Source organism: Candidatus Enterococcus myersii (genome assembly GCF_017316025.1).
In the GTDB taxonomy this organism is placed as follows: domain Bacteria; phylum Bacillota; class Bacilli; order Lactobacillales; family Enterococcaceae; genus Enterococcus_C; species Enterococcus_C montenegrensis.
The window spans coordinates 16,524-41,293 of the sequence record NZ_JAFLVT010000013.1; the positions used below are offsets into that span (position 1 = coordinate 16,524).

Consider the following 24,770-nt stretch of genomic DNA (forward strand, 5'->3'; position numbering starts at 1 on the left):
GAAAAATCAGTTGTTTCAATAAATAAGGATAAAATTATTCAATTAAAGTAAGCAAAATAAAGGAGGAAGCTTTGATGTTAGTAGAAACTTCACCAAGGCGAGATGGTTTTCAAATAATACCGGAATGGTTACCCCATAATGAATGTTATCTGATTTGGCCAGAACGTACGGATAATTGGCGTTTAGGAGGAAAACCAGCCCAAAAAATTTACCAACAGGTGGCAGAAGCGATTAGTCGTTTTGAAAATGTTACGGTATTGGTTTCAAAGCAACAATTTCTAAATGCCCGTCACCAGTTACCTAATCATATTCGCGTTGTCGAAATGAGTAATGATGATGCCTGGTTAAAAGATACAGGGCCCGTATTGGTTATGAATGCTGTAGGAAAACTACGCGGAGTTGATTTTCGTTTTAATGCGTGGGGCGGACTTTTAGATGGTTTATTCTTTCCCTGGGACCAAGATGATTTACTAGCGCGTAAACTTTGTGATTTAGAGCGAATTGATTATTATCAATTAAAAGACTTTGTTTTAGAAGGCTGTTCAATTCATACTGATGGAGAGGGCACGCTTTTTGCAACAGAAGAATGTTTATTATCAGAAGGGCGCAATCCTCAACTGAAAAAACAAGCAATTGAAGAAATTTTAAAAGAGTATTGTGGGATTGAAAAAATTGTCTGGTTTCCCAGAGGTTTTTTTCTAGATGAAACAAATGGCGATATTGATAATTTGTTAAATGTTGTGCGGCCGGGAGAAGTTGTTTTAACTTGGTGTGAAGACAAAAAAGATCCGATGTATGAAATTACCCGCGAAGCAGAAGCGGTGTTGCAAAGCCAAAGGGATGCACGGGGAAGAAAATTTACGATACATAAATTGGAATTGCCAAAATCTTTGTATATTACTAATGAAGAGGCTGCCGGTGTTGATCCGGTCAATGGCATGTTGCCCCGCTTTGCCGGCGATCGTTTAACGGCAACGTATGTTAGTTATTACACAGCCAATAATGGCATTGTTTTTCCTCTTTTTGATGATCCTAACGACCAAAAGGCCGAAAAATTATTACGAGAACTTTATCCAGGATATGAAATCATTGGCGTACAAGCACGGGAAATTTTACTTGGTGGTGGTAATATTCACTGTATTGCCCAGGGCATACCACAACATGAAAGGTGAGGGAAGCGATGGATTTTTTTGAAATAGTCAACAGTCATATTGCCGAATTGACTAAAAATGAACAAGTGCTGTTTGATTATGTCATTACAAATCTCGACAGCATCAAAAATAAAAGTATTCGCGAGGTTGCTGATGACTGTTTCGTTTCGACGACTACTTTTTTACGTTTTGTACGTAAGCTAGGTTTTTCTGGCTTTAGTGAATTTACAACAGTTATTAAGTATACGCTCTTAAATAAAAAGACGATTCCAGATTCCTCACCCTTTGTTGTGAGTCAAAAAGATTATCGAGAAGAATATTTAAAAAATATGGTGGAATCTGTTCGCGTTATGGACACGGATAAGGTAACGCAAATTGTAGCACAATTGCAAAAAAAGCCTAAAATTTTTCTTTTTGCCAAAGGGTTAAGCAAAGAAATCATGCGTTACATTAAATATTTGTATAACACGGCAGGTTTTTTTGTCATTTTTCCAGAAGACCATCAGACTCGGGCGATTGCGCAACAACAAGCGCAACAAAATGATATTGTCTTTATTTTCAGTTATAAAGGAGAGGACTTAGAGTTAATTGAGGCTGTGCGTAAGATGAAAAATCAAAATCACCCGTTAATTGTTTCAATTACAGGTGCAGATAATAATCTGTTGCAAAACTCTAGTGATTTAAATCTTTATTTATTTACCGACGAAATTAGTTTAAACCATCTGGATATTACTTCACATATTTCGATGGTAGCTCTGATGGAATTGATTTTGTATCAATTTATTGAAACGAGTGGGAGCGATACGTATCACTTGGTGTTTCGTTGATCGTGGGTACATATACAGAATATAGGAAAAAAACAGCGTAGTTTGTCTATACTGTTTTTTTTTGCAAAAATATTTTTAAGATTCTAAAAGTTATTTTTTAAATCTCATTTATATATTTTTTCGAATGTTTAATTTTAATTCTTTATTGTCTACTTTTGGTATTGTTTTGTTTTATTTCCACTATTTTTGAAAAAATATTCGAAATAAAAAAAATATATCCAAACTAATGAATATTTTTGAGTGTTTTGTTTGTAGAAATATAAGAAAAATTAGATAATAAATATAAGTATATTTTAATTTTTGTGATGGCTATCATTCTGCTATTAGGATATTGATTTTTAGTGTTGGAGGGATTAATTATGAAAAAATGGATAAATTGGCTAATGCTTGTAAGCATTTTAGGAAACTTTGCCTCACCCTTGGTTGCTACCGCAGTTACACAAAGTGGTGTGACTGAGGAAACTACAGTCAGTAGCACTGTAGCCACCAGCGAAACGACAGCATCAACGGCAATAAAAGAGAAGACAAATGAAACGATTACTTCCAGTAGTAATGATGAAATTATTAACAATAAATTGCGTCTTATTAAGGAAACAAATTTTGAAAAAATTGAAAACGCAAAAGCGTCAGATTTCAATTTGGCAATAGTAGGTGAAGTAACAAGCACAATTGCAAATAAAGAAGCAGTAGTCTTTGATTTAACGGATGCGTTTACCCTAGAAGATCAAAAAGATGAGACGAATATTTTAGATGAAAATAAAAATGTGATTGGCACATATGAAATAGTGAAGTTAGAAAATACAACTGAAAAAAATAAGGCTAAGATGCGAGTTATTCTTAATTTTAATCAATTGGCCAAGGGCAAAAACTATTTTAAATTGATACTAATTGGCAGTATAACTCGTGCTCCTAATCTAGAGCAGACCTTAGATTTCTATCAAGGTGAAAATAAGTTCTTTTCTCTGCCATTACCGTTAGAAGAACAAACAACAACTAGTACACAAAAAGACAAAGAGGAAAAGGATTCAGGTAAAAAAGACACAACAAAAAAAGCCAATAGTTCTAAAAAGCAAACAATAGCGGTACCAAAAGCTGAAGTTCAAAAAGATTCCGCTGATCTGCGTGAACCGATGAATATAGATGACTTATTTACTCAGTATGCGCCTGGCGAAAACTTTATCAGTGATCTTGCGTTAGCTTTTGATCCTGACCCACCCACCATTAATTCAAATGTAGCTTTTCATTTAGAATTTGCCATCCCTGATGATGTGAGAAGTGAGCTTTTACCAGGGGATTATTATGAAATGGATATTCCCACAGGACTTGCTGTTACTGGAGCAGCATTAATGGGGGATCTGAAAGATGGAAATGGGTACCGTTATGCTACCTACAGTATTGATCCAACTACTAAAAAGATTCGGATTACTTTTGTAAATAACGATGAAGGGGATTTTACGCCAGCTTCGGCAGGAGAGTTAAATGCGAATATAAATTTTGACAAACAAGTAATTAACCGTTCAGGACCCAATACCATTATTTTTCCAAGTAAGACACAAATTCCACCGGTTGATTTTGTCATTCATCCCACTAGTGGGGATTCGATTAGTAAAGAAGGACATTCTGATAATGGGCATAATCCCAACCAGGTAATTTGGACAGTAGATTTCAATAAAGATTTTAGCCAACTGACTAATCCGGTTTTAACAGAAAATTTTCCAGATGAAGTAAACTTTGATCCCAGCATGAATGGGGCAGTAACGATTTATCCTTTAAATATTGATGTTAACGGAAATATTATCGGAACAGATCCTACTCCAATGGATGCCAGTGAGTATAGTGTTGCCGCTGATGGCACAATCACCTTTCATAATTCCCTTAATCATGCTTATCGTGTTACCTATATAACGCCAATTAAAGACAGTAAAAAACCGGATAACGGAGGAACACTTACCCTTACCAATAATGTTAATTTAACAAGTGGTGGCAAAGATATCAAAGCGAAAGCATCGGTAAATTTAAATTATGGCAAGTCTTTGGATAAAAAATATACTGGCTATAATGCAATAAATCAAGAATATTCTTGGTCAATTCAATATAATTATGGCCAAAAAGATTTAACTGGCGATAATTCGGTGATAGAAGATGCCTATTCTAGTAATATGGATTTAGTTCCTGATAGCTTTAGAGTTTATGCGGTAAGTTTTGATCAAAGTGGCAAAGTAATCAAAGGTGCTCCCATTGATCCAGCCGACTACACCATTGACACAAGTAAAAATCCTTTTACCATCACGTTTAAAAATGATGTTCAAAAAGGACAGGCAATCAATATTGACTACCAAACAAAAGTTAATCAAATTGTGACTGTTGAAAATCAAATGACGATAAAAAATGAAGCTTCTGCTGGTAATTTACCTTCTGTTCCGGTGACTCCCCGTAAGCCATCGCCACAATTGGTGATCAAAAATAAACCAACTATAAACCTAGCAGATAAAACAGCCCATTACACTATTGATATTAATAAAAATCAGTATGAACTAGATAATGCGATTTTTACAGATAAGATGGATTATTCAAATCAAAATTATATTTCTGTACCTTCAAAAGTTGAAAATCCTGCCATTACAGATGCGGGAGTTAATTTATATGATGTAACAAAGAAAAGCGAGCTTAACGGCGGTTTTCAAGTTATTGAAGCAGATGGTAGCATATTATATTCCAATCCTGAGAATATTGCTGATCCAACTTTAGACTATATTGTAAAAGTACATTTGGATGCAGATGACGCAGGCTATGCAGATTTTACCGTTGAGTTGGTAAATGATTATGTCACTACATCATCCCAATTAAAAATGGATTACTATATTGAATATAATCAATTCTCTGGTAATACCAGCACACCGAGTCAATTAACTTATAACAATGAAATGCGGATAGATTTTAAAAACAATGGCACACCGTATACTTCTTCAGGAAAAACATCATTTACAACCAGCACAAATGAAGTGAATCAGGGAATGAAGTCGGGGAGTTATAATCCGGTAACTAAAGAAATTACGTGGACGATTGTCACAAATTACAATAACTTAGGCATGAGCGCTATGTCACTACAAGATCCGATTACCGGTAACCAAGTCTATCAACCAGACTCATTAAGTATTTTGCGGGGAACGATTGATGGAGGGGGTAACTTCAACGCAGTAGCAGCCAATGATCCAAACTATGGTGGCAATCAAAAAGATAAAGATTATATAGCGGTAACTAACCCTGTTGTGACTGGTGAAGATAAGCAAGGAATACTAACAATAAATTTAGGAAAAGACAGCAATCACTATATCCCTGGTTGGGCAACCGATGGCGCACCAATGGTCTTTCAAATTCAGTTTAAAACTTCTTTAGCAGGAAAAATTGTCTATGACCAATCTACTTATACCAATGTTGCCAAAACAATCGTAGATAGAGGTGAACAAGATTTAAGTGCTTCTATTTCAATTGCATTTGGTGGCCAGTCAGCCTTAAAGAATGTGTCATACGATCAAAGTAAAAATTTGATAAATTGGAATTTAATTATCAATCCAGCGCAATCTTTATTGAAAAATGTAAAAGTACAAGATAATCCTAGTTCCAATCAAATTTTAGCAGCCGATAGCTTTACTCTTTATGCTGGCAAATATGCAGGTAGTGGTAGTAATACAACAGTCGTTGCTGATACTAGTCAGGTTATTCCAAAAGATCAGTATGATCTTTCAATTGTCACAGATCCTGCTAGTGGACAACAGAGTTTTCAATTGGATATGTCCAAAATCAAGGAAAAGCCAGATCCAAATAATGAAGGACAATACTTAACGGGAATTATTGAAAAACCTTATGTACTAACTTATAGTGCGGAGCCAAATTTTGCAACGCAATCTGAAAATGTCACCAATGGCGCAGAAATTACCAGTGAAGATGGTGAATTACCAGGACCGAATGCGGAGAACACGACGTTAATTAAACTGCAGACCTCTGGCGGTAGTGCTTTTGGTAAAAAAGGACAATTAAATCTTCAAAAAATAAATGATAATGACGCTGTGGTGCCAGGAGCAGTTTTACAGTTAATTCGCGAAAACGTTGCTAAAAATGAAAAGGACGTTTTATACGAAGCAACAACGGACAGTCAAGGTAAAGTAACATTTGGTAATTTAATTGCGACAAGTGATAACTATAAATATTACGTCAAAGAAATCAAAGCTCCGGATGGCTATACCATCTCCGATCAATTATTAAACGGCGTAGAAGTGACCAAAGATATTGATACGACAAATAGCGGTAAAATAACGATACTTAAAAATAATTTAGTGCCGATAATCTTTAATAAAACGGATGATAGCAATACCCTTTTAAGTGGTGGCCTATTTGCTTTATTTAAAAATACGGGAACGGCAACAACCCCTGTATTTACAATGCAAAAGTCTTTTAGTGCTGATGAAAAAGGGGTAACGTTATCTGGTTTAAGTGATGGACAATACCAAATTAGAGAAACTATTGCCCCAGATGGCTATCAGATGAATTTGACGCCAATAAACTTTGAAGTAAAACTTAATGCTGATAATACGCGTAGTGTGTATATTGACGGTCAAAAACAGCCTCAAGGTACACTAACGCTAAAAAATTATCAAGGTTCGGCTATATTGCAAAAGACTGATGCGGATGGCGCTAATTTAGCTGGCGCGCAATTTAACGTACAACAAGCTGCGTTAGGTAGTAATGAATTTTCAGATTTTGGTAATCAAAGTAGTTATGTAACAGATAATGATGGCAAGCTTTATCTAAATAATCTACCTCCTGGGAAATACAAGGTAATTGAAAGTAAAGCACCGAATGGTTATTATCTCAATACAACAGAAATGGACTTTGTCATTCAGCCTGTTTCACAAGGTGATAGTGCACCTGAAACGGTAGCATTAAATGCAGGCGAATCACTGATTAATTTCAAAGGACAAGCACGTTTTAAAAAAGTGGACGGACATCGCTATGCTGCAGGAGAAAGCGTACCATTGGCTGGTGCAGTATTTCAACTGTATGACATGACAGGAAATACACCAATTGGTGATGTGATAACTTCAACTACGGATGGGTATTTCGTCTTTTCAAATTTGGCACCGGGTACGACATACAGCTTTAAAGAAGTACAAGCACCAAATGGTTATTTATTAAATGATCAGCTGGTTCGCTTTACAACGCCTCTTACTGGTGCGTCTGGAAATACGGTTGCGATTAATACGCGTGATCAACAGTTAGTCGTTGATGAACAAACACCATTTAAAAATTATAAAGAACATGTGCGCTTTAAAAAAGTGGATGTCAACAACGAGCCTTTAGGTGGGGCAAAATATCAGTTGTTTAATTTGCAAAACGATGATTGGCTGCTAATTGACGATATTCAATATGGTGCTGGTGAGGACGGTTATTTTACCTCTGATCAAGATACAGGCATTGTTAGTGCGCTTAATTTAAGTCCGGGAAGTTACAAATTTGTTGAAAAAATAGCACCTGATAATTATCTGCTAAATACGTTAGAGATTCCTTTTGTAGTTAGTCTACAGGCAGAAGGGGATCCTGCTATTTTGGATATTCCAATTACCTCAGATGCAAATGTTAATTATCAAGGGAGCGCCCAACTATTTAAAGAGGCAGAAGATGCCAATGACAATAATTTTAGCCCGTTATCTCAAGCGAAATTTAATGTTTATACTGCTGATAATACCTTAATTCAAAGTAATCTGGTTTCAAATAATGATGGTAATGTGATTGCAGCAGGTTTAGCACCAGGAGACTATTATTTTAAAGAAGTGAGTGTAAATGGCTATGTATTGAATGAAGAAACAATACCATTCACTATTCCTCAAAGTGCTAAAGGAAGTCCAGATATCGTAACGACGAATCAGGATACCCCTCCTGGTGGAAAATTAACTTTGCGTAATTATTTAGGTGCTGTTGAATTTTATAAAACAGATAGTGGTGGTAAAGCTTTACGTGGGGCAACGTTTACAATTTATCAAAATGGTAACGAAATAAAATCAGCCAGCTCGGATTTTGATGGGAAAGTTACTTTCGATAAATTAGCGCCAGGAAATTACACAATTAAAGAAACGACAGCCGTAGATGGGTATTTACTTAACAATAAAGAAGTAGAGGTCGTGATAAATGCAACTGCTTCTGGCCAACCAACACCAGTAAAATTTGATGCGTTTATAAACCACCAAGCGCAGATTAAATTTGTGAAGATAGATGAGAATAAAAATACCATTTCCGGCGCTACATTCCAGCTATTGAATGAAGAAGGCCATCCAATTCGTGAAGCTTCCTCAGATCAACAAGGAATGGTTGTTTTTGAGAATCTAGCTCCAGGAAATTATCAAATTAAAGAAATTGGTACATCTTCAGAATACGTGTTAAATACGGCGATTGTTGATGTGACTGTCCCGGCAGAATCAGAAGATGCAGAAATGATTGTCGACGCAGGGCAATTTATTAACTACAAAGGTGCTGCTGAATTTAAAAAGACTGATAGTAAAGGATCCCCATTAGAAAATGCGGTGTTTGAAGTATTTGACAGTGAGAATGAAGTTGTTGCAACAACGACATCTAACGCTGAGGGAATCGTTTTAGCTGAGGGCTTAGCGCCAGGAGAATACTATTTTAAAGAAAAAACAGCCCCAAATGGTTATTTGATTTCCGGCGAAAAAATTGATTTTACTATCCCAGCGCAAAATGAGGGCAAGCCAGAATCAATTCAATTACCAGATGTCATCAATTACAAAGGTGCAATTAAATTGCATAAAGTTGGGAATACAAGTGAAGAAGATGAAACAATTATTCCTTTAGAAGGTGCAACATTCAATCTTTATAATGAAAATGATCTGAACGAGCCGATTACTTCGGTTACTTCGGATCAAGATGGGGAAGTTGCGTTTAAAGATCTTGCCCCAGGCACCTATCACGTGCAAGAAGTTGCAGCTCCAAATGGTTACTTATTAAATCCTTATCCCATTACCTTTGTCATTCCAGCACAAGCAGAAGCGGTCAAGAATTTACCAAAAGTCGATGAAAATCAAAATACACAAAAAATCGATGGCGATTATTATGTCCTAGACGCTGCCGATTTCCAGAACTTTACTAATAATATTTCATTGAAAAAGCAAAATGGGGAAAGCCATGTTTCCTTTGATTTTGATGAAGTTGCTTTTTCACTGTATCATTACGATGAGGCAACAGGGCAAGAAGATTTAATTGATGATAATTTAAGTCCAAATGCAAATGGCGAGTTTGACTTAAGTAAGTTAAATCCGGGTTTTTATAAACTAATTGAAACCAAAACAAATCCAGGCTTTTTATTAAGTAGCCAACCAGTTTATTTCACTGTGACAGATACCGACGAAAAAACGATTGGCTTTACGTTTAATAATTATCAAGCAGCTATCACAGGTAAGAAAATCGATGGCAGCACTGATAATAAGGATAATGGTTTGTCTGGGGCCGTTTATCAGGTGTTTGAAAAATCAGATACCGAATTTTCAAATCCACTCACAACTTATGATAAAAACAATCACGAGCAGGGAACAAAAATAAAAACAGATGCAACTGGTGAATTTTATGCCAAAGGATTGAGCGCGGGGGATTATGTACTAAAAGAAGTGACAGCACCAAAAGATTATATGCTGGATACGAAGACTCACGACTTTACAATTCATCCCCAAAGCGGCGAACCGCAAGTAGTTGATCTAGGAGAATACGCAAATTATCAAGGCACAGTAAAATTGTTTAAGACAGCCAAGCCCGCTGCGGGCATTTCTGTCGGAAAGGCTTTGGTAGACGCAATTTTCAATTTAGAAATTCTTGATAGTGAGACAGGTAACTATCAGGTAGCGCAAACAGGGCTTAAAACTGATGAAAATGGCGAACTAATTGTTGCACGCCTAGCTCCAGGTAATTATCAATTTGTGGAACAAGAAGCACCAAATGGCTACTTGATTAATTCGCAGCCAATTCAGTTTTCTATCAATAAAACGACAGCTGGAAAACCAGAGGTTGTCCTAGCAAATGATGGTGCAGCATTTCTTAATTACCGTGGTTCTGCTAGCTTCGTTAAGACAGATGTCGATAAGAACCCATTAAAAAATGCAGAATTTCAAGTTATTAAAAAAGGAACGGACAGTGAAACTGATTTGGTGGTGGATACCGTTATCTCAGACGAAAATGGGCGCGTATTTGCAGAAAATTTAGCACCAGGAAATTATGAGTTTGTCGAAATTACGGCTCCTGTTGGCTATTTGATTAATCCAACACCGATACCGTTTGCTATTCAAGCTAGCTACACTGGTGAAGTGCCAACCGTAAACGCTTTGGCTGATGAAACGTTTATTGATTATCAAGGTTCAGTTTTATTAACAAAAGAGTCAGATAAACAAAAAGTTTTGCCAGAAGCTGCTTTTGCTTTACAAGATACCGTGGGCAACCCTATCAAAGATTATGAAGGTAATGAAATCATTACCCAAACGGATAGTGATGGAAAATTAGCGATTCATAATTTGGCGCCAGGAAAGTATCAATTAGTTGAAACTAAAGCTCCTGTTGGTTATTTAATTAACACAACCCCAATTCCTTTTGAAATTTCAAATAAAGCTGCCAGTGAAGATGAAGCGACTGTTTTGGCAAATGATGGCAAAGCCTTTATTAATTACAAGGGAAGTGTTCGCTTACGAAAAACTACGCCAACTTCTGATTCTGAGGGCCCAACTGCGACTATTCCATTAGATGGGGCTGTATTTGGTATTTTAGATCATGAAGGAAAGCCAGTACGAGATGAAAATAATCAAGAGATTAAGCAGGTATCAAAAGATGGTGGACTAATCGAAATAGCTGATTTAGCACCTGGAGATTATCGCTTAGTTGAAGAACAAGCGCCTTTTGATCCGCTAACAGGTAAACCAGCCTATCTTATTAATACAACTGAGATTCCATTTACAATCGCTGATTTTGCTGCTGGTGAGCCAGATGTAGTTATTGCAAATAATGGGATCGATTTCAATAATTTTAAAGGAACTGTTCAATTGCTCAAAACAAATGAAACAGGCGTATCTTTAAGCGGTGCAGTTTTTGATCTTTATCAAGAAGATAATATCTTACCAATCCAATCAGGCATTATGACAGATGGTCGTGGCGTGATGACGATCCCGGGAATAGCCCCAGGAAACTATCAGCTAAAAGAAATACAAGCACCAGCGGGCTACTTGATTAATACAACGCCGATAACTTTTTCAGTAAAAAATAGTGCAATTGGGCAACCAGAAAATGTTTTAGCAAATGCAGGCCAACCGTTTATTAATTATCGCGGGTCAGCTACCTTAGTCAAAAAAGATGAAATGGGCAAGGTATTATCTGGTGCAATTTTTGAGCTTCAAGATGAACAAGGTAATATCGTTGAAAATCTTATCTCTGATACAAAGGGGATCGTGTCAGTGGAGAATTTGGCCCCAGGAGACTATCAGCTGAAAGAAACCCAGGCACCAACTGGCTACCTTGTGAATACGACGCCTGTTTTGTTTACCATTCCAAATGAAAATGAGGGCAAACCAACTACAGTTATGACTGACGATAATTTTATTAACTATCAAGGTGCAGCCTATCTACAAAAGGTCAATGAGAAAAACGAACCACTGGAAGGTGTAGTCTTTAACTTATCTGAAAAAGATTCTGATGACGTGATAACGAGTGTTACTACTGATAAAGTGGGGCGAATTGAAGTTGAAAACTTGGCGCCAGGAGATTATCAATTTACTGAGAGCAAAGGTTTAGAAAATTATATTCTAAACGAAAAACCAATTGACTTTACAATTTCAAGTAATGCAGCAGGCAAACCTGAAGAAGTTCAAGCAGCCAGTGCTTTTATCAACTATCAAGGCAGAGTAGAACTAACTAAAGAAGATGCTGCCGACGAAAAATTGGCAAACGCTCAGTTTAAATTGCTGAATGCTAAGGGAAACGAGCTACCATTAACAGAAGATACGACAGATGATACGGGTAAACTTATGGTAGAACACTTAGCTCCAGGGGATTACCAGTTTATAGAAACAAAAGCACCAGCTGGTTATCTTTTAAATACAACACCAATTAAATTTACAATTGCAGCAAAAGGAAACTATGATCCACAAAAAGGTCCAACACCAATTCAAGTGACTGCCACAAATTATCAAGGTACTGTGAAACTTTTGAAATTGGATGCAAAAGGTGAGAAAAAACTTGCAGATGCACAATTCCAATTATTGGATGAACAGCACCAGATTGTTAAAACAAATCTGGTTACGGATAACAAAGGCGAGATTGAAGTTCTGAATTTGGCTCCAGGAGCTTATTACTTTAAAGAAATTAAAGCACCAACAGGCTACATTTTAGAATCTAACGTTGTTAAATTTACAATTGTCGATCAGGCAAAAGGTAAACCTGCCTCAGTACAAGTAATCGTAAAAAATTCACCTCAAAAAACACCACCAGGTACTCATTATCCAAAAACAGGAGATATTGTGAATTATTCTCTTGCTTTAATTGGAATTGGGTTACTAGGAGTCGCAGTGGGAATGTTCTTGAAAAGAAAATTTCATCAATCGTAAGTAAATAAAAAAGCGAAGTCGTAAGCCATGGTCAATTCCATTGGCTTGGCTTCGTTTTTTTATGATCATTTGAATGTTAGTTATTTTATTGTAATATTTTTCCATTGCTATTTGCCGTATTTCATGTTTTAATTTGTTTGTAAACGCTAACAAGAAGGTGAAAAAATGATTTCAGAAACACAGAACCAAGCACTCTACGGTATTTTAAAAGCCTATGAACGCTTAATGCCATTAATGATTCATACACCTTTGGCACCGAGTAATATTTTGGGCCAGGAAAAACAAGGTGAAATCTATTTAAAACTAGAAAATTTGCAACGCACTGGCTCTTTTAAAGCTAGAGGAGCTTATAATAAACTAGCAACCTTAACACCTGAAGAAAAAAAACGCGGTGTTATTGCCTGCTCGGCGGGGAATCATGCCCAAGGTGTGGCGCTAGCAGCCTCACTGCTGAAGATTGATGCACGAATTTTTATGCCCAAAAGTGCACCCAAAACTAAGATTTCTGCTACAGAGAATTATGGTGCTAAAGTTGAATTAGTCGGAGAAACATTTGATGAAACAAAAGCAAAAACCCTAGCAGAAGCAGCAAAAAGTGGCGAAGTTTTTGTCTCGCCTTTTGATGATTGTGCAGTTATGGAAGGTCAGGGAACGATTGGAATTGAATTACTACAAGACTTGCCTGAAGTTGATAATGTTATCGTACCCATTGGCGGTGGAGGGTTAATTGCAGGAATTGCGTTAGCCATTAAATCTTATCGACCAGAAGTTAAAATTATTGGTGTGCAATCTTATCACGTTCATGGCATGATTTCGTCAATTTGGCAGCAAAAATTAATTGCCAATCGTAGTCATAAAACATTAGCTGATGGTTGTGATGTGGCTCTTGCCGGTGAATTAACTTATGAAATTTTGAAAGATCGAATCGATGAAACGGTGCTGGTAGAAGAAGAAGAGATTGAACAAGCGATCCATTATTTGGCCTTAAAAGAAAAAGTCATTGCAGAAGGTGCTGGTGCCTTAAGTACGGCAGCAATTTTAAGTGGTCATATTGATCACTTGCTTCATGGAAAAAAAACGATCGCAGTAGTCTCTGGTGGCAATATTGATTTTTCTGTTTTTAAAGAAATTATTTAAGTAAGTCTGGGGAAACGGCATTAAAATTTTTTTATTTGTTTATAAAAAAACTAACTCTTAGCTAGCTGTCGTCACTTTTACGTGACGTGACTAAGAGTTAGTTTTTATTTTTAAAAGCCGCGACCACCGCCGCCAAAGGTACCGCCACCGCTAGAATTTGTAGTACTGCCGCCAGAGCCGCCACCACTTGAGTTGTTTTTAGGGATGCGCCTGGTGGTGACAAAAGAATTAATTAAGCGATTTTCATTTTCCGTTAGTTCCAGCTGTGTATTTTGACGGAAAGGATATTTATAAGTTCCTAATTTTAATTGATACCGTGATTTAACGATAATAAAAAAGGCAATACTTCCTACGAATGCCAAAGCAAAAGCAATGAGTCCTTCTAAAAGGGTGATTGTTTTGTAATAGGTAATTTTGCCACTCTCTTCATCAATGCGATAATGTCCACCAGGTACGCCAGCATTTACATAGGCGGTCATTTGCTCTAGAAAGATTGTGCTAGCCCCGTAATAATCGCCATTACTCATTTCGGAACTAACCTTATCAAAAAAATCTTCCCGTCTGCTGTCTGTTAAATAATCAATCATATTTCCTGACGTGGCGATGTACATTTCCCGTTGGTTCAAATCGATTAAAAAGACGGCCCCATTTTGATTATTTCCGACCTTATCCCGCAAGTATTCATTGGCAAAAGTACGAGGCTCTTCTTCATTGGTTGTCGTTGTTACAATGTAGATGCCGCCTTTTATTTTTTGGCCGAGTTTTTTTGCGCCTTCATTTAATTGACTCAGTTGATTTGGTTCAAAAATATTAGCCGCATCTTCAACGTTACTTACTGCACCATGAGCAGGTAACGCAATTAAAGAAAAAAACAAGGTGACAATAAGAACTAAACTACCATAAAGTTTTCTCATAGGAAATAACCTCCTAGTAAAAACAATACGAACAGCCCTAAGAAAATACCTGCTGATACCAGTCCTAATTTTTTGTAGCTGATAGGCAAAACACCACTCACTTTTCCAGTTTGGCCATTCATCGCATAATAAAAAACTTTCTCATCATTAGTTGAACTGCGATAAGTAACGAGCCAGACGGGTAACAACAAATAAGAGGCTTTAGTTTCTGTTAAATTGAGGTCTTGCTGCGTTTTGGTAAAGGTTGTGTAGCTTCCCACTGTTTCTCGCAACTTTTTTTCACCGTAATCAGCTAATTCGTTTGTTACTTCATCTTTTAAACTATCGTATTCAATATCGCGTTTTTCAGCTTGAAAGCCGGCGAGATATTGATTTTGAAACGTTACTGCTTTTTCTAGTGGAAAAGGCTGGACGCTTGCGACCATTTTTTGTGGCGTGTTTTTTGTTAAAGCATTTTTAACAAGTTCTTTAAAAATAAGGTTTCCTTTTCGACTGATAGCGTATTGTTTGGTTTCGGTATATTCAATATCACCGACAATCCAAACACGAATAGAAGTACCATTTCCCGTCAAACTGCCGCTGCCTTTAGCATCAACTTGCCAATAAGGAAAATACACTCCCGTCAGTTTTTCTACTTGGCTTTTGTTAAAGAAATCTTTTGGCACGAAAAATTTCTTCTGAGCCCAATTTAGAAAATCTGCGGTTGCTTTTTCTTTTCCAATTGCAAAGGGTAAGACTTTGTCTGGTAAAAATTCCCCCGATAAACGGCCCTTTAAGACGACGGGATTATGGCAATAATAACAATAAGTTGCCGCCGTGGTAGCATCTGTTACAATTTCAGCACCACAGTTGGGGCAGAGGTAGAGCTCCATTGCGCCTTCATCTGCCACGGTCATATCTGTAAGTGAATTATCAAGTGTTGCATTTTCTTTTTTGCTTGTAGTTTCATCTGTGGTAGTGGGTGGCGTTATTGTTTTTGTGTTATCGGTGGATATGTCTCGTGAACTAGCTTGTTTTACTTCAAATGCGCTTAACTCATCTACGGTAAAAATACTACCGCAATAAGGACAATGAAACTTTTGGTCATCGGGATCAAAAGTTAGCGCACCGTTACAATTGGGACATTTATGTGTTAAGGCGTCCATGGCGTCACTCCTTATTTTTTGTCAGGTGTTAGCGATATAACAAAAGTCTTGTCACACCTCTTTTTTTAAATAGTGGTGTTTTAAGGTTAACTTTTTTAAACCAAGCCGAACAATCATAAAAATATGAGTTGCTATTTTGGGATTTGCCGACTTATTGTTTTGACTAGCTGCAATAAGTCAGCTACGTTGATGTGAAATAGTAACTCATTGATTTTTTAAATGTAACAATTCTGTTACAACTGCTTAATCAATAGGGACGCCTTTAAATGGTTTGCCACATTCCGGACAGAATTTTGGAATTCCATTGGAAAGATCAATGATACTGCCACATTCGCTACATTTCATTTTTAAATCAACTTTTCCAGATGCAGCTGGTTTTGGTGTGCCACAATTGCTGCAGAATTTACCGGTATTTTCTGTGCCACATTGCGGACAAGTCCATGTATTATCATCTGCTTTTTCATTTTGTTTTTGTTGTTGATTATTTAGCTGTTGTTGATTGTTTTGGCTAGCTTGGTTTAGGTAAGTCCCGCCTGTATTCATCCCCATTCCCATGCCAAAAAATCCCGTTGCTGCGCCGGCATCATTTTTGCCAGCAGCTTCCATGCCTCGTGCCACTGATCCTTGTACGTATCCTTCACGAATACTTGGATCGCCTAACATAGCACCTTCGTTACGCATATTAATTAATTTAGTCGAGTCATCGGTATAAGAAATACTTGCTAGTGCAACGGCTACAATTTCCATTCCTCGCAAAGTATTCCAATCACTATCCAAAACATTGGCCATATATTTACTTAATTCCATACTTTTTGATGGAACATAAGAGATACGGACGCCATCAGCTGACATTTGGTTAATAGCAGTCTGTAAAGCAGTCAAGAACTCATTTAAATACTGTTCATTAATGTCGTCAATTTCCACTTGCTCTTTATTTTTAGGGATTGCATTTGTATAAAATAAAATCGGATCGGTAATTTTAATTGAATAAGTTCCGTGGGCTCTTAAAAACAATTCCGCATTGTAAAAATTATCAAAATAATTTAACGGTGCAGGGGTGCCAAACTTGATGCCTTTAATTTCTTGTAAATTAATGTAGAAGACTTGTTGTTTTTGCGGTGTCGTTCCACCAAATTTAACGCGACTAAACGTTTCTTTAACGGCATCTTTTAAAGAGCCATTAAAAAGAGAAGGAGCGGTATCATTTTTGACTGTGTAATAACCTTCTTCGGCGGTATAGTCAATGATTTTACCACCGTCAACTAAAAGCATCATCATATTTGGATAAACATGAATGACAGAACCATCTGTAATAACGTCGCTTGTTCCTTTTTTGTTGGCGTTACGCTTGGCATCTTTTCTAACTTTTTCACCTTTTGTTAAGACAGTATTATCCCCCATATCAGCAGGTTCAATCACCTCAAGCCATTGATCGGCTAAACCGCCTGTCACAGCCCCGGCTGCAGCTTTAATAATTCCCATACTCAAAAATCCTCCTTTTTATTTCGTGGCACTTTTTTTAATAGTAGTAAAGCGCCTACTATAATAAAATTATAGCATAGGTGCAACAGACTGCCTGCTTTGTTTAAACAAGGTTTTAGAATTGATAAAAGAACAGAGCAAAACTAGTTTTTTTATCAGAAATTGCGTATAATAGAAAATAGTGAATTTAAAGGAAGTGAGGCAAAAAATGGCCTATCAAGCCCTATATCGTGTTTGGCGTTCACAACGTTTTGATGACGTAGTCGGACAAGACGCGATTACGCAAACCTTAAAAAATGCTATTAGCCAACAGAAGATTTCCCATGCGTATTTATTTACCGGACCACGAGGAACAGGGAAGACCAGTGCAGCCAAAATTTTTGCTAAAGCGATTAACTGTCCTAATAGTCATGATGGAGAGCCTTGTAATGAATGTGAAAATTGTCGCGGGATTACTAACGGCCAATTTGATGATGTTATTGAAATCGATGCAGCTAGTAATAATGGTGTTGACGAAATTCGCTTTTTAACCGAGCGTGCTAATTATTCCCCTACCAAGGGTAAATATAAAGTCTATATTATCGATGAAGTCCACATGCTTTCAACGGGGGCTTTTAACGCGTTATTAAAGACACTTGAAGAACCAAGAGAAAGTCTTGTCTTTATTTTAGCAACAACTGAGCCTCATAAAATTCCGGCGACAATCATTTCTCGAACGCAACGCTTTGATTTTAAACGCATCGACACCAAAGCAATCGTGGGGCGAATGCAATATATTTTAGAAGAAAGTAATCAACCTTATGAAGAGCAAGCCCTAGAAATAATCGCACAATCAGCCGAAGGGGGTATGCGAGATGCCCTGTCGATGTTGGATCAAGCAATTTCATTTGCTGATGGGACCATTACTTTAGCTGATGTTATGGCAGTTACAGGTAGTCTAACGTATGAAATGATGGATCAACTTTTAGGCCATTGTTTAAGTCATGATGCCGGCGCAGCTTTAACGGATTTAGCAGCTATCTTAGCCGAAGGAAAAGAAGCGCAGCGGTTACTTGAAAATTTATTGGTTTATTGTCGCGATTTATTATTGTATCAAAAAGCGCCACAATTACTGCAACAAAAGGCAGGGCATTTAACTACTGCTTTTAAAAACTTGTCTGAGCAGTTAAGTAGCCAACAGATTTTTGATTGGATTAAAATTTTAAATGAGACACAAAATGAAGTCCGTTTTACAAATTCCCCCACAATTTATTTGGAAGTCTGTATTGTTAAATTAGCTGAAATTAAAACGACTACCGCCATAGCTTCAACTGAGGCCAACACGCCAGTTGCGCTATCAAATGCGGATAATTCAGTTGTTGCCTTAAAACAAAAAGTTGAACAATTGGAACAAGAGGTAAAACAACTCCAATCAACAGGTGTGGTGAAGCAGGAGCCAACCGTTTCAAAAGCTCCGGAAAAAAATCATAATCGGAAGCAAAATAATCTGCGCGTTCCCAGAAATCAAGTCTTTAACGTTTTGAAAGCAGCAACAAAAGATAATTTACATCAAACGCAAATCGTCTGGGAAGATTTATTGGCAAGTTTACCGATTACAAAAAAAGCAGTTTTACGGCAAGGGCAAGTGCGAGCTGCTAGTGCAAATGGAATTGTCGTGACCTTTGATTATGAAATTATCTGTCAAAAAGCTATTGCCGATGAGGAGATGAGTCAGCTCATTGGCAATAATTTGAGCAAAATGATCCCAGATTATGCGCCGCAGCCGGTCTATTTAACCAGTGCTGCTTGGCAAGAGTTAAGGCGCGAATTTGTGACAGCGCAAAAAAATGGCAGCCTATTAGCTGATGATGATTCACAAAAAGAAGAAAATAAAGCAAACAAGCAAGAAAAAGTAGTCGAAAATGCTGCAAATGAAAATAGGCAAGCGCAAAATAACGGGCTAGATTTAGTGGAAGCTGGTATTTTAGATGACGATTTATTAAATCATTTGCCACCAGATGCGACTGCTACAGAAGATGAAGATCCAGCCCAAAAAGCAGTCGCTTTATTTGGCTCAGATGTGGTCAAAGTAATCGACGATTAGTCTAAATTTTAAAAATTGAAGGAGTGGTTAATATGATGCGTGGCATGGGAAATATGCAAGGCATGATGAAACAAGTACAAAAAATGCAAAAGGAAATGACAAAAGCACAAGCGGCTTTAAATGAAAAAGAATTTGTTGGTGTTTCAACCAATGAATATGTAAAAGCGACGTTTACTGGCGATAAAAAAATGACTGGCTTAAGTGTTGTCTCTGATGTGATTGATCCAGAAGATAGTGAAATGCTACAAGACTTAGTCATGATGGCAGTCAATGATGCTTTAAGTAAAATCGAAAAAGAAACCGAACAAACGTTAGGAAAATATACAAAAGGTATGCCAGGATTTTAAAAAAGTGTCGCACAGCAGTTTTAGCTTAAGGAGAAATGTTTATGCAATACCCAGAACCAATTGCCAAATTAATTGACAGCTATATGAAACTGCCCGGGATTGGACAAAAAACCGCCACACGGTTAGCTTTTTATACAATCGATATGAAAGACGAGGTCGTCAATGAATTTGCCAAATCCCTTTTAAGTGTTAAACGGGACCTACATTTTTGTAGCATTTGCGGCAACATCACAGAAGAAGATCCCTGTCCAATTTGTGCCGATCAAACTCGGGATCGCAGTACAATTTTAGTCGTCGAAGAACCAAAAGATGTGATGGCTTTGGAAAAAATGCGGGAGTATCACGGTTTATACCACGTTTTACATGGCGTTTTATCGCCAATGGAAGGAACCGGACCAGAAGATATTAACGTGCCAACTCTTTTGAAAAGATTACATGATGATGAAGTAAAAGAAGTAATTTTGGCGACAAATGCTACGACCGAAGGAGAAGCGACCGCCATTTATTTGTCCCGCTTAATTAAACCAGCTGGAATTAAAGTAACCCGATTGGCTCACGGTCTATCTGTCGGCAGTGATATTGAGTATGCCGATGAAGTAACCCTTTTAAAAGCGGTGGAAGGACGCCGTGAGTTGTAAAGTTTCAAAATTTAGAATTTTTTTGTACAATAATGTTAATAGATAATTGGAGGACAAACTTGTGAACGGATTATTTATCACGATTGAAGGACCAGATGGCGCAGGAAAAACGAGCGTTGTTAATGAATTATTTCCTCGGATTCAGCTGATTGCCAAACGCGGCATCGTTAAAACGCGGGAACCCGGTGGTGTAAAAATCGCTGAAAAAATCAGAAAAATTATTTTAGACCCTCGTAATGAAGAAATGGATGATCGCACAGAAGCTTTATTATATGCAGCAGCCAGACGTCAACATTTAGTTGAAGTTATTATGCCTGCTTTAAACGCTGGTAAAATCGTGATTTGTGATCGTTTCGTAGATAGTTCTTTGGCCTATCAAGGAGCTGGACGCAGAATTGGTATTCCGGAAATTGCTAAAATTAATGAATTTGCAACAGAAGGTTTAAAGCCAGATTTCACCCTTTATCTTGATGTCGATTCAGACACAGGATTAAAACGGATCGAAAATTCCCGTCATGGCGAAGCAGATCGCTTGGAAATTGAGAGTTTGGAATTTCATCAACGGGTGCGTCATGCCTATTTGAAATTGGCCGAAGAAGATCCCATTCGGATTCACAAAGTTGATGCCAGAATGAGTTTACAAGATGTAGTGGATGCGAGTTTTACTGCCATCACTGAAGCATATCCTCAATTTTTCTAAAGAACAAAAGCATAGGATACAATGAAATGCGATTTACTGGAAAAGCGAGTATCCACAAAGGCAAGCCAGCTTTGCTTAGAATAATTTAGCTGAATACATTGCAGTCACGTCAGTTTGTGAAGTCTTTCCAATTAAAAGGAGGCAATTTTTATGAAATTAGTTATGGCAATTGTACAAGATAAAGATAGTAACCGTTTGGCTAACGAGTTTATTGACAATAATATTCGGGCCACAAAACTATCTTCAACCGGCGGCTTTTTAAAAGCTGGTAACAGCACGTTTATTATCGGGATTGAAGATGAACGGGTGCAAGAAGCACTTGAATTGATTAAAAAGACGTGCCAGTCACGAAAACAGTATGTTTCAACCCCCATGTCTTTAGATATTTCCCTAGACGGACAAGTACCCTATCCAGTCGAAGTTGAAGTCGGTGGCGCAACAGTTTTTGTTCTACCAGTCGAAGGTTTCCATCAATATTAAGGAGCAAGTAAAATGACGGAGCAAGAATTTTTATTAAAAAATGAGCCCCAGGTCTTTGCCCAAATAAAAAAAAGTATTGAGCATGAGCGTATGTCTCATGCTTATCTTTTTGAAGGGGAGAGTGGCACTGGTAAACATCAAATGAGTATGTGGCTGGCTAAACGTCTTTTTTGCACCAATGTAATAGCTAACGAGCCTTGCAATGTGTGCAATAATTGCATCCGGATTCAGTTAAACGAGCACCCGAATGTTCAAGTTATAAAGCCTGAGGGCCAAACGATTAAAGTTGATCAGATACGACGACTCCAGGCTGAATTTAGTAAAAAAGGGTTTGAAGCAAAGCGACAAGTTTTCATTATTTCAGATGCGGACAAAATGAACGTTAGCGCAGCGAATAGTTTGTTAAAATTTTTAGAAGAACCCCAAGCAGGCCTTTTAGCAATTTTAGAGACCAGTGCGTTAGGACGCATTTTACCAACTATTCAATCCCGCTGTCAGCTTATCCACTTTACCCCCTTATCAAAGACTCACCTTTTTGAAAGTTTGATCGCTGAAGGGGTGGGGGAAAAAAGTGCAACTTTACTTGCAAGCCTTACCAATAGCTTTGAAAAAGCAATTGAATTCTCACAAGATGAATGGTTTAATAGTGCTAAGGATGCTGTTTTAACTTGGCATCGCTATCTTGAAAAAGCAGATTTACAAGCCTTTATTTTTGTTCAAAAGAAGTTGGCGCCTTTGGCAAAAGAAAAAGAGCAACAGTTTACATTATTACAAATGTTATTGTTTTATTTTCGCCAACAACGAAAAAAAGAAGTGGCAAACTTGCCGCAGCTGCAAAAAGTTAACGGTATTTTAGAGTTGATCTTGCAAGCTGAACAAAAATTACGGGCCAATGTTGCCTTTCAAAATGTATGTGAACAATTGGTTTTGCGGATTGTTCGTCTTTCATAAAAAAGTTTAGGGAGTAGTTACCGAGCTTTTAAAATTTAAAGTAAGGGAGGGAATTAAATGGAAGTAGTGGGAGTCCGCTATAAAGAAGCAGGTCACGTTTATTATTATCGTCCTGGTAAAGATCAAGAGTATCGTTATGAAGAAAAAGTGATAGTTGAATCCCAACAAGTCAAATTAATGGCAGAAGTTGTCATTCCTAAAGTGGAAATTGACAGTGGGGATTTACCTGATGAAGTGCTGCCGATTTTACATATTGCAACGAGCGCAGAATTAAAACGAGCAGCCCAAAACAAAGAAGACGCAAAAGCGGCCTTTGTGATTGGAAAAAAGAAAATACGACAACATGAATTAGCGATGAAACTAGTCTCTGTTGAATATACTTTTGACCGGAGTAAAATGATTTTTTACTTCACAGCAGATGGTCGAATTGACTTTCGTGAGTTGGTAAAAGACTTAGCTAGTGAGTTTAGAACAAGAATTGAGTTGCGCCAAATCGGTGTACGGGATGAAGCAAAATTATTAGGCGGTATCGGGCCTTGCGGTAGACCGTTATGTTGTACGACTTTTTTAGGTGATTTTATTCCTGTTTCGATTAAAATGGCTAAAGATCAAGGCTTATCTTTAAACCCAACCAAAATTTCTGGTTTGTGTGGCCGTTTAATGTGTTGTTTGAAATATGAAAATGATGAATATGAAGCGGCAAAACGAGAATTACCAGATTATGGTAAAGAGATTGAGACACCAGATGGCAAGGGAAAAGTTATCGGTTTGAATTTATTAAGTCGGATTGTAAAAGTGCGGCTATTCCAAAAAGAAACGCCGGTGGAGTATCATTATGAGGAACTAAAAGACTTCAAGGCGCAACAAGTAGCCAGTCTAGCTGCCACAGCCGATGAAGCAAAAAAAGCAGGTGATGCCAGTGAGCATGGACAAACGTGATATTTATGATGGATTAAGTAAATTAGAGTTAGATTTAGAGAGTTCGTTACAGCAATTGACAGCAATGAAAGCGGCCCTGCAAGAAATTGTTGAGAAGAATACAACCTTAGAATTAGAAAATCAAAAACTACGGGAATACTTGCAAGAGTTAAAAGAAGAAAATGCCGCGGAAGAAGTTAAACAGGGTATGTCAAAATCCCGGATGAACTTGGAAAAGATTTATGAAGAAGGTTTTCATATTTGCCGTGAATCCTATGGTGCCAGAAGAGAAAACGACGAGCAATGCGTTTTTTGTTTGGAAGTATTATATCGTGAAAGTCAAAATTAAGTGACGAGGAATTGATTAAAAGGTAATTCTATCCTTTTCAATCAATTCTTTTTCACTTTATGAAAAGGTGATAACAAGTGCAAAAGCAAAGCAGTTTTAAAGGAAGTCCAATAAGCGGAACGCTTTATTTGGTACCTACACCAATTGGCAATTTACAAGACATGACGTATCGTGCCGTGGAGACGTTAAAAACGGTACAATTAATCGCCAGTGAAGATACTCGCAATACGCAAAAATTATTGAATCATTTTGAAATTAAAACACCACAAAAAAGTTTACATGAACATAATTTTAAAGAACGAGTGCCAGAATTAATTACTTTGTTACAGCAAGGAATAAATATTGCCCAAGTAAGCGACGCCGGCATGCCGTCAATTAGTGATCCTGGTCATGAATTAGTGGTGGCGTGTATCGCAGAGGAGATAAACGTTGTTGCGCTACCTGGTGCAACTGCTGGGTTAACGGCTTTAATTGCCTCCGGGCTAAACCCGCAACCTAATTATTTCTATGGCTTTTTGCCCCGCAAGAAAAGTGAACAGCTCACAGTTTTAAATACGTTGAAAAACGAGATGGCAACTTTAATTTTTTATGAATCACCTTATCGTTTAAAACAAACCGTTGCAAATTTAGCTGAAGTTTTTGGCAGTCGACAGGCAGTTATTTGCCGTGAGTTGACCAAAGTACATGAAGAGTATTTACGGGGCAATCTGGTGGAATTAGCTAGCTATTTGGCAGAAAATGCTGTAAAAGGTGAGTGCTGTTTAATGGTAGCAGGCTCTTCTGGTAGCAGAAAAGATGATGTATCTGCTGAGACGGCTATGTTATCTTTGAAAGAGCAGGTAGAAAATTTAGTTAAAACAGGGATGAAACCCAATCAAGCGATTAAAACAGTGGCACAAAATAATCAAGTTAAAAAGCAAGTTGTTTATAAAAACTATCATGAAATCCTCGAATCAGCCGATTAAAGCGGCTGATTTTTTTGTTAAAAAAATTTTTTATTAA

General features: G+C 37.4%; 16 protein-coding genes. 13 read left to right on the forward strand and 3 right to left on the reverse strand.

Translation table 11 applies throughout. From position 1 onward, the window contains the following. Positions 1 to 74 precede the first annotated feature (74 nt). The 4 genes from aguA (at position 75) to JZO76_RS09390 (ending at position 13,761) form a co-directional block, all read left to right on the forward strand. Positions 75 to 1,172, forward strand: a complete 1,098-nt coding sequence (aguA, locus tag JZO76_RS09375; protein WP_206903815.1) for an agmatine deiminase — start codon at positions 75 to 77, stop codon at positions 1,170 to 1,172. A gap of 8 nt (positions 1,173 to 1,180) precedes the next feature. After that, positions 1,181 to 1,978, forward strand: coding sequence for a MurR/RpiR family transcriptional regulator (locus JZO76_RS09380; RefSeq protein ID WP_206903816.1), 798 nt, complete (start codon positions 1,181 to 1,183; stop codon positions 1,976 to 1,978). 359 nt (positions 1,979 to 2,337) lie between these two features. After that, positions 2,338 to 12,624, forward strand: coding sequence for a SpaA isopeptide-forming pilin-related protein (locus JZO76_RS09385; RefSeq protein ID WP_206903817.1), 10,287 nt, complete (start codon positions 2,338 to 2,340; stop codon positions 12,622 to 12,624). Between the two features lie 165 nt (positions 12,625 to 12,789). Further along, complete coding sequence (locus JZO76_RS09390) at positions 12,790 to 13,761, forward strand: pyridoxal-phosphate dependent enzyme (RefSeq protein WP_206903818.1); 972 nt, start codon at positions 12,790 to 12,792, stop codon at positions 13,759 to 13,761. Positions 13,762 to 13,871: 110 nt separating this feature from the next. Here the strand turns inward: JZO76_RS09390 and JZO76_RS09395 are convergent, their stop codons facing one another. The 3 genes from JZO76_RS09395 to JZO76_RS09405 form a co-directional block, all read right to left on the reverse strand. After that, positions 13,872 to 14,675, reverse strand: coding sequence for a TPM domain-containing protein (locus JZO76_RS09395; RefSeq protein ID WP_206903819.1), 804 nt, complete (start codon positions 14,673 to 14,675; stop codon positions 13,872 to 13,874). Beyond that, entirely contained in the window at positions 14,672 to 15,820 is a 1,149-nt protein-coding gene (locus JZO76_RS09400) for a TFIIB-type zinc ribbon-containing protein (protein WP_206903820.1), read from the reverse strand. Before JZO76_RS09400 ends, JZO76_RS09395 begins: the two co-directional genes overlap by 4 nt. Before the next feature lie 243 nt (positions 15,821 to 16,063). Then, positions 16,064 to 17,302, reverse strand: coding sequence for a DUF7130 family rubredoxin-like protein (locus JZO76_RS09405; RefSeq protein WP_206903821.1), 1,239 nt, complete (start codon positions 17,300 to 17,302; stop codon positions 16,064 to 16,066). A 208-nt stretch (positions 17,303 to 17,510) separates the two neighbouring features. On the opposite strand from JZO76_RS09405, the gene dnaX reads away from it, so the two are divergent. The 9 genes from dnaX (at position 17,511) to rsmI (ending at position 24,733) form a co-directional block, all read left to right on the forward strand. Beyond that, on the forward strand, positions 17,511 to 19,385 hold the full coding sequence (gene dnaX, locus JZO76_RS09410; protein WP_206903822.1) for a DNA polymerase III subunit gamma/tau: 1,875 nt from the start codon (positions 17,511 to 17,513) through the stop codon (positions 19,383 to 19,385). A 32-nt stretch (positions 19,386 to 19,417) separates the two neighbouring features. After that, entirely contained in the window at positions 19,418 to 19,732 is a 315-nt protein-coding gene (locus JZO76_RS09415; RefSeq protein ID WP_206903823.1) for a YbaB/EbfC family nucleoid-associated protein, read from the forward strand. A gap of 41 nt (positions 19,733 to 19,773) precedes the next feature. Continuing rightward, positions 19,774 to 20,370: a recombination mediator RecR gene (gene recR / locus JZO76_RS09420; protein WP_206903824.1), complete on the forward strand. Its 597-nt coding sequence runs from the start codon at positions 19,774 to 19,776 to the stop codon at positions 20,368 to 20,370. A 61-nt stretch (positions 20,371 to 20,431) separates the two neighbouring features. After that, positions 20,432 to 21,070 (forward strand): dTMP kinase, encoded by a 639-nt coding sequence (gene tmk / locus JZO76_RS09425; protein ID WP_206903825.1) that lies wholly within the window; start codon positions 20,432 to 20,434, stop codon positions 21,068 to 21,070. A 150-nt stretch (positions 21,071 to 21,220) separates the two neighbouring features. Beyond that, entirely contained in the window at positions 21,221 to 21,550 is a 330-nt protein-coding gene (locus tag JZO76_RS09430) for a cyclic-di-AMP receptor (protein WP_206903826.1), read from the forward strand. 12 nt (positions 21,551 to 21,562) lie between these two features. Beyond that, entirely contained in the window at positions 21,563 to 22,501 is a 939-nt protein-coding gene (gene holB, locus JZO76_RS09435; protein WP_206903827.1) for a DNA polymerase III subunit delta', read from the forward strand. A 57-nt stretch (positions 22,502 to 22,558) separates the two neighbouring features. After that, the gene (locus tag JZO76_RS09440) at positions 22,559 to 23,440 is read left to right on the forward strand and encodes a PSP1 domain-containing protein (RefSeq protein WP_206903828.1); all 882 of its coding nucleotides are present in this window, start codon (positions 22,559 to 22,561) and stop codon (positions 23,438 to 23,440) included. Next, positions 23,427 to 23,768, forward strand: coding sequence for a DNA replication initiation control protein YabA (locus tag JZO76_RS09445; RefSeq protein ID WP_034864815.1), 342 nt, complete (start codon positions 23,427 to 23,429; stop codon positions 23,766 to 23,768). Before JZO76_RS09440 ends, JZO76_RS09445 begins: the two co-directional genes overlap by 14 nt. 77 nt (positions 23,769 to 23,845) lie before the next feature. After that, positions 23,846 to 24,733, forward strand: coding sequence for a 16S rRNA (cytidine(1402)-2'-O)-methyltransferase (rsmI, locus tag JZO76_RS09450; RefSeq protein WP_206903829.1), 888 nt, complete (start codon positions 23,846 to 23,848; stop codon positions 24,731 to 24,733). The last annotated feature ends 37 nt before the right edge of the window (positions 24,734 to 24,770 follow it).

Coding starts and splice junctions, on each gene's coding strand:
- aguA (WP_206903815.1), top strand. CDS start 75: ATGTTAGTAGAAACTTCACCAAGGCGAGATGGTTTTCAAATAATACCG.
- JZO76_RS09380 (WP_206903816.1), top strand. CDS start 1,181: ATGGATTTTTTTGAAATAGTCAACAGTCATATTGCCGAATTGACTAAA.
- JZO76_RS09385 (WP_206903817.1), top strand. CDS start 2,338: ATGAAAAAATGGATAAATTGGCTAATGCTTGTAAGCATTTTAGGAAAC.
- JZO76_RS09390 (WP_206903818.1), top strand. CDS start 12,790: ATGATTTCAGAAACACAGAACCAAGCACTCTACGGTATTTTAAAAGCC.
- JZO76_RS09395 (WP_206903819.1), bottom strand. CDS start 14,675: ATGAGAAAACTTTATGGTAGTTTAGTTCTTATTGTCACCTTGTTTTTT.
- JZO76_RS09400 (WP_206903820.1), bottom strand. CDS start 15,820: ATGGACGCCTTAACACATAAATGTCCCAATTGTAACGGTGCGCTAACT.
- JZO76_RS09405 (WP_206903821.1), bottom strand. CDS start 17,302: ATGGGAATTATTAAAGCTGCAGCCGGGGCTGTGACAGGCGGTTTAGCC.
- dnaX (WP_206903822.1), top strand. CDS start 17,511: ATGGCCTATCAAGCCCTATATCGTGTTTGGCGTTCACAACGTTTTGAT.
- JZO76_RS09415 (WP_206903823.1), top strand. CDS start 19,418: ATGATGCGTGGCATGGGAAATATGCAAGGCATGATGAAACAAGTACAA.
- recR (WP_206903824.1), top strand. CDS start 19,774: ATGCAATACCCAGAACCAATTGCCAAATTAATTGACAGCTATATGAAA.
- JZO76_RS09430 (WP_206903826.1), top strand. CDS start 21,221: ATGAAATTAGTTATGGCAATTGTACAAGATAAAGATAGTAACCGTTTG.
- holB (WP_206903827.1), top strand. CDS start 21,563: ATGACGGAGCAAGAATTTTTATTAAAAAATGAGCCCCAGGTCTTTGCC.
- JZO76_RS09440 (WP_206903828.1), top strand. CDS start 22,559: ATGGAAGTAGTGGGAGTCCGCTATAAAGAAGCAGGTCACGTTTATTAT.
- JZO76_RS09445 (WP_034864815.1), top strand. CDS start 23,427: ATGGACAAACGTGATATTTATGATGGATTAAGTAAATTAGAGTTAGAT.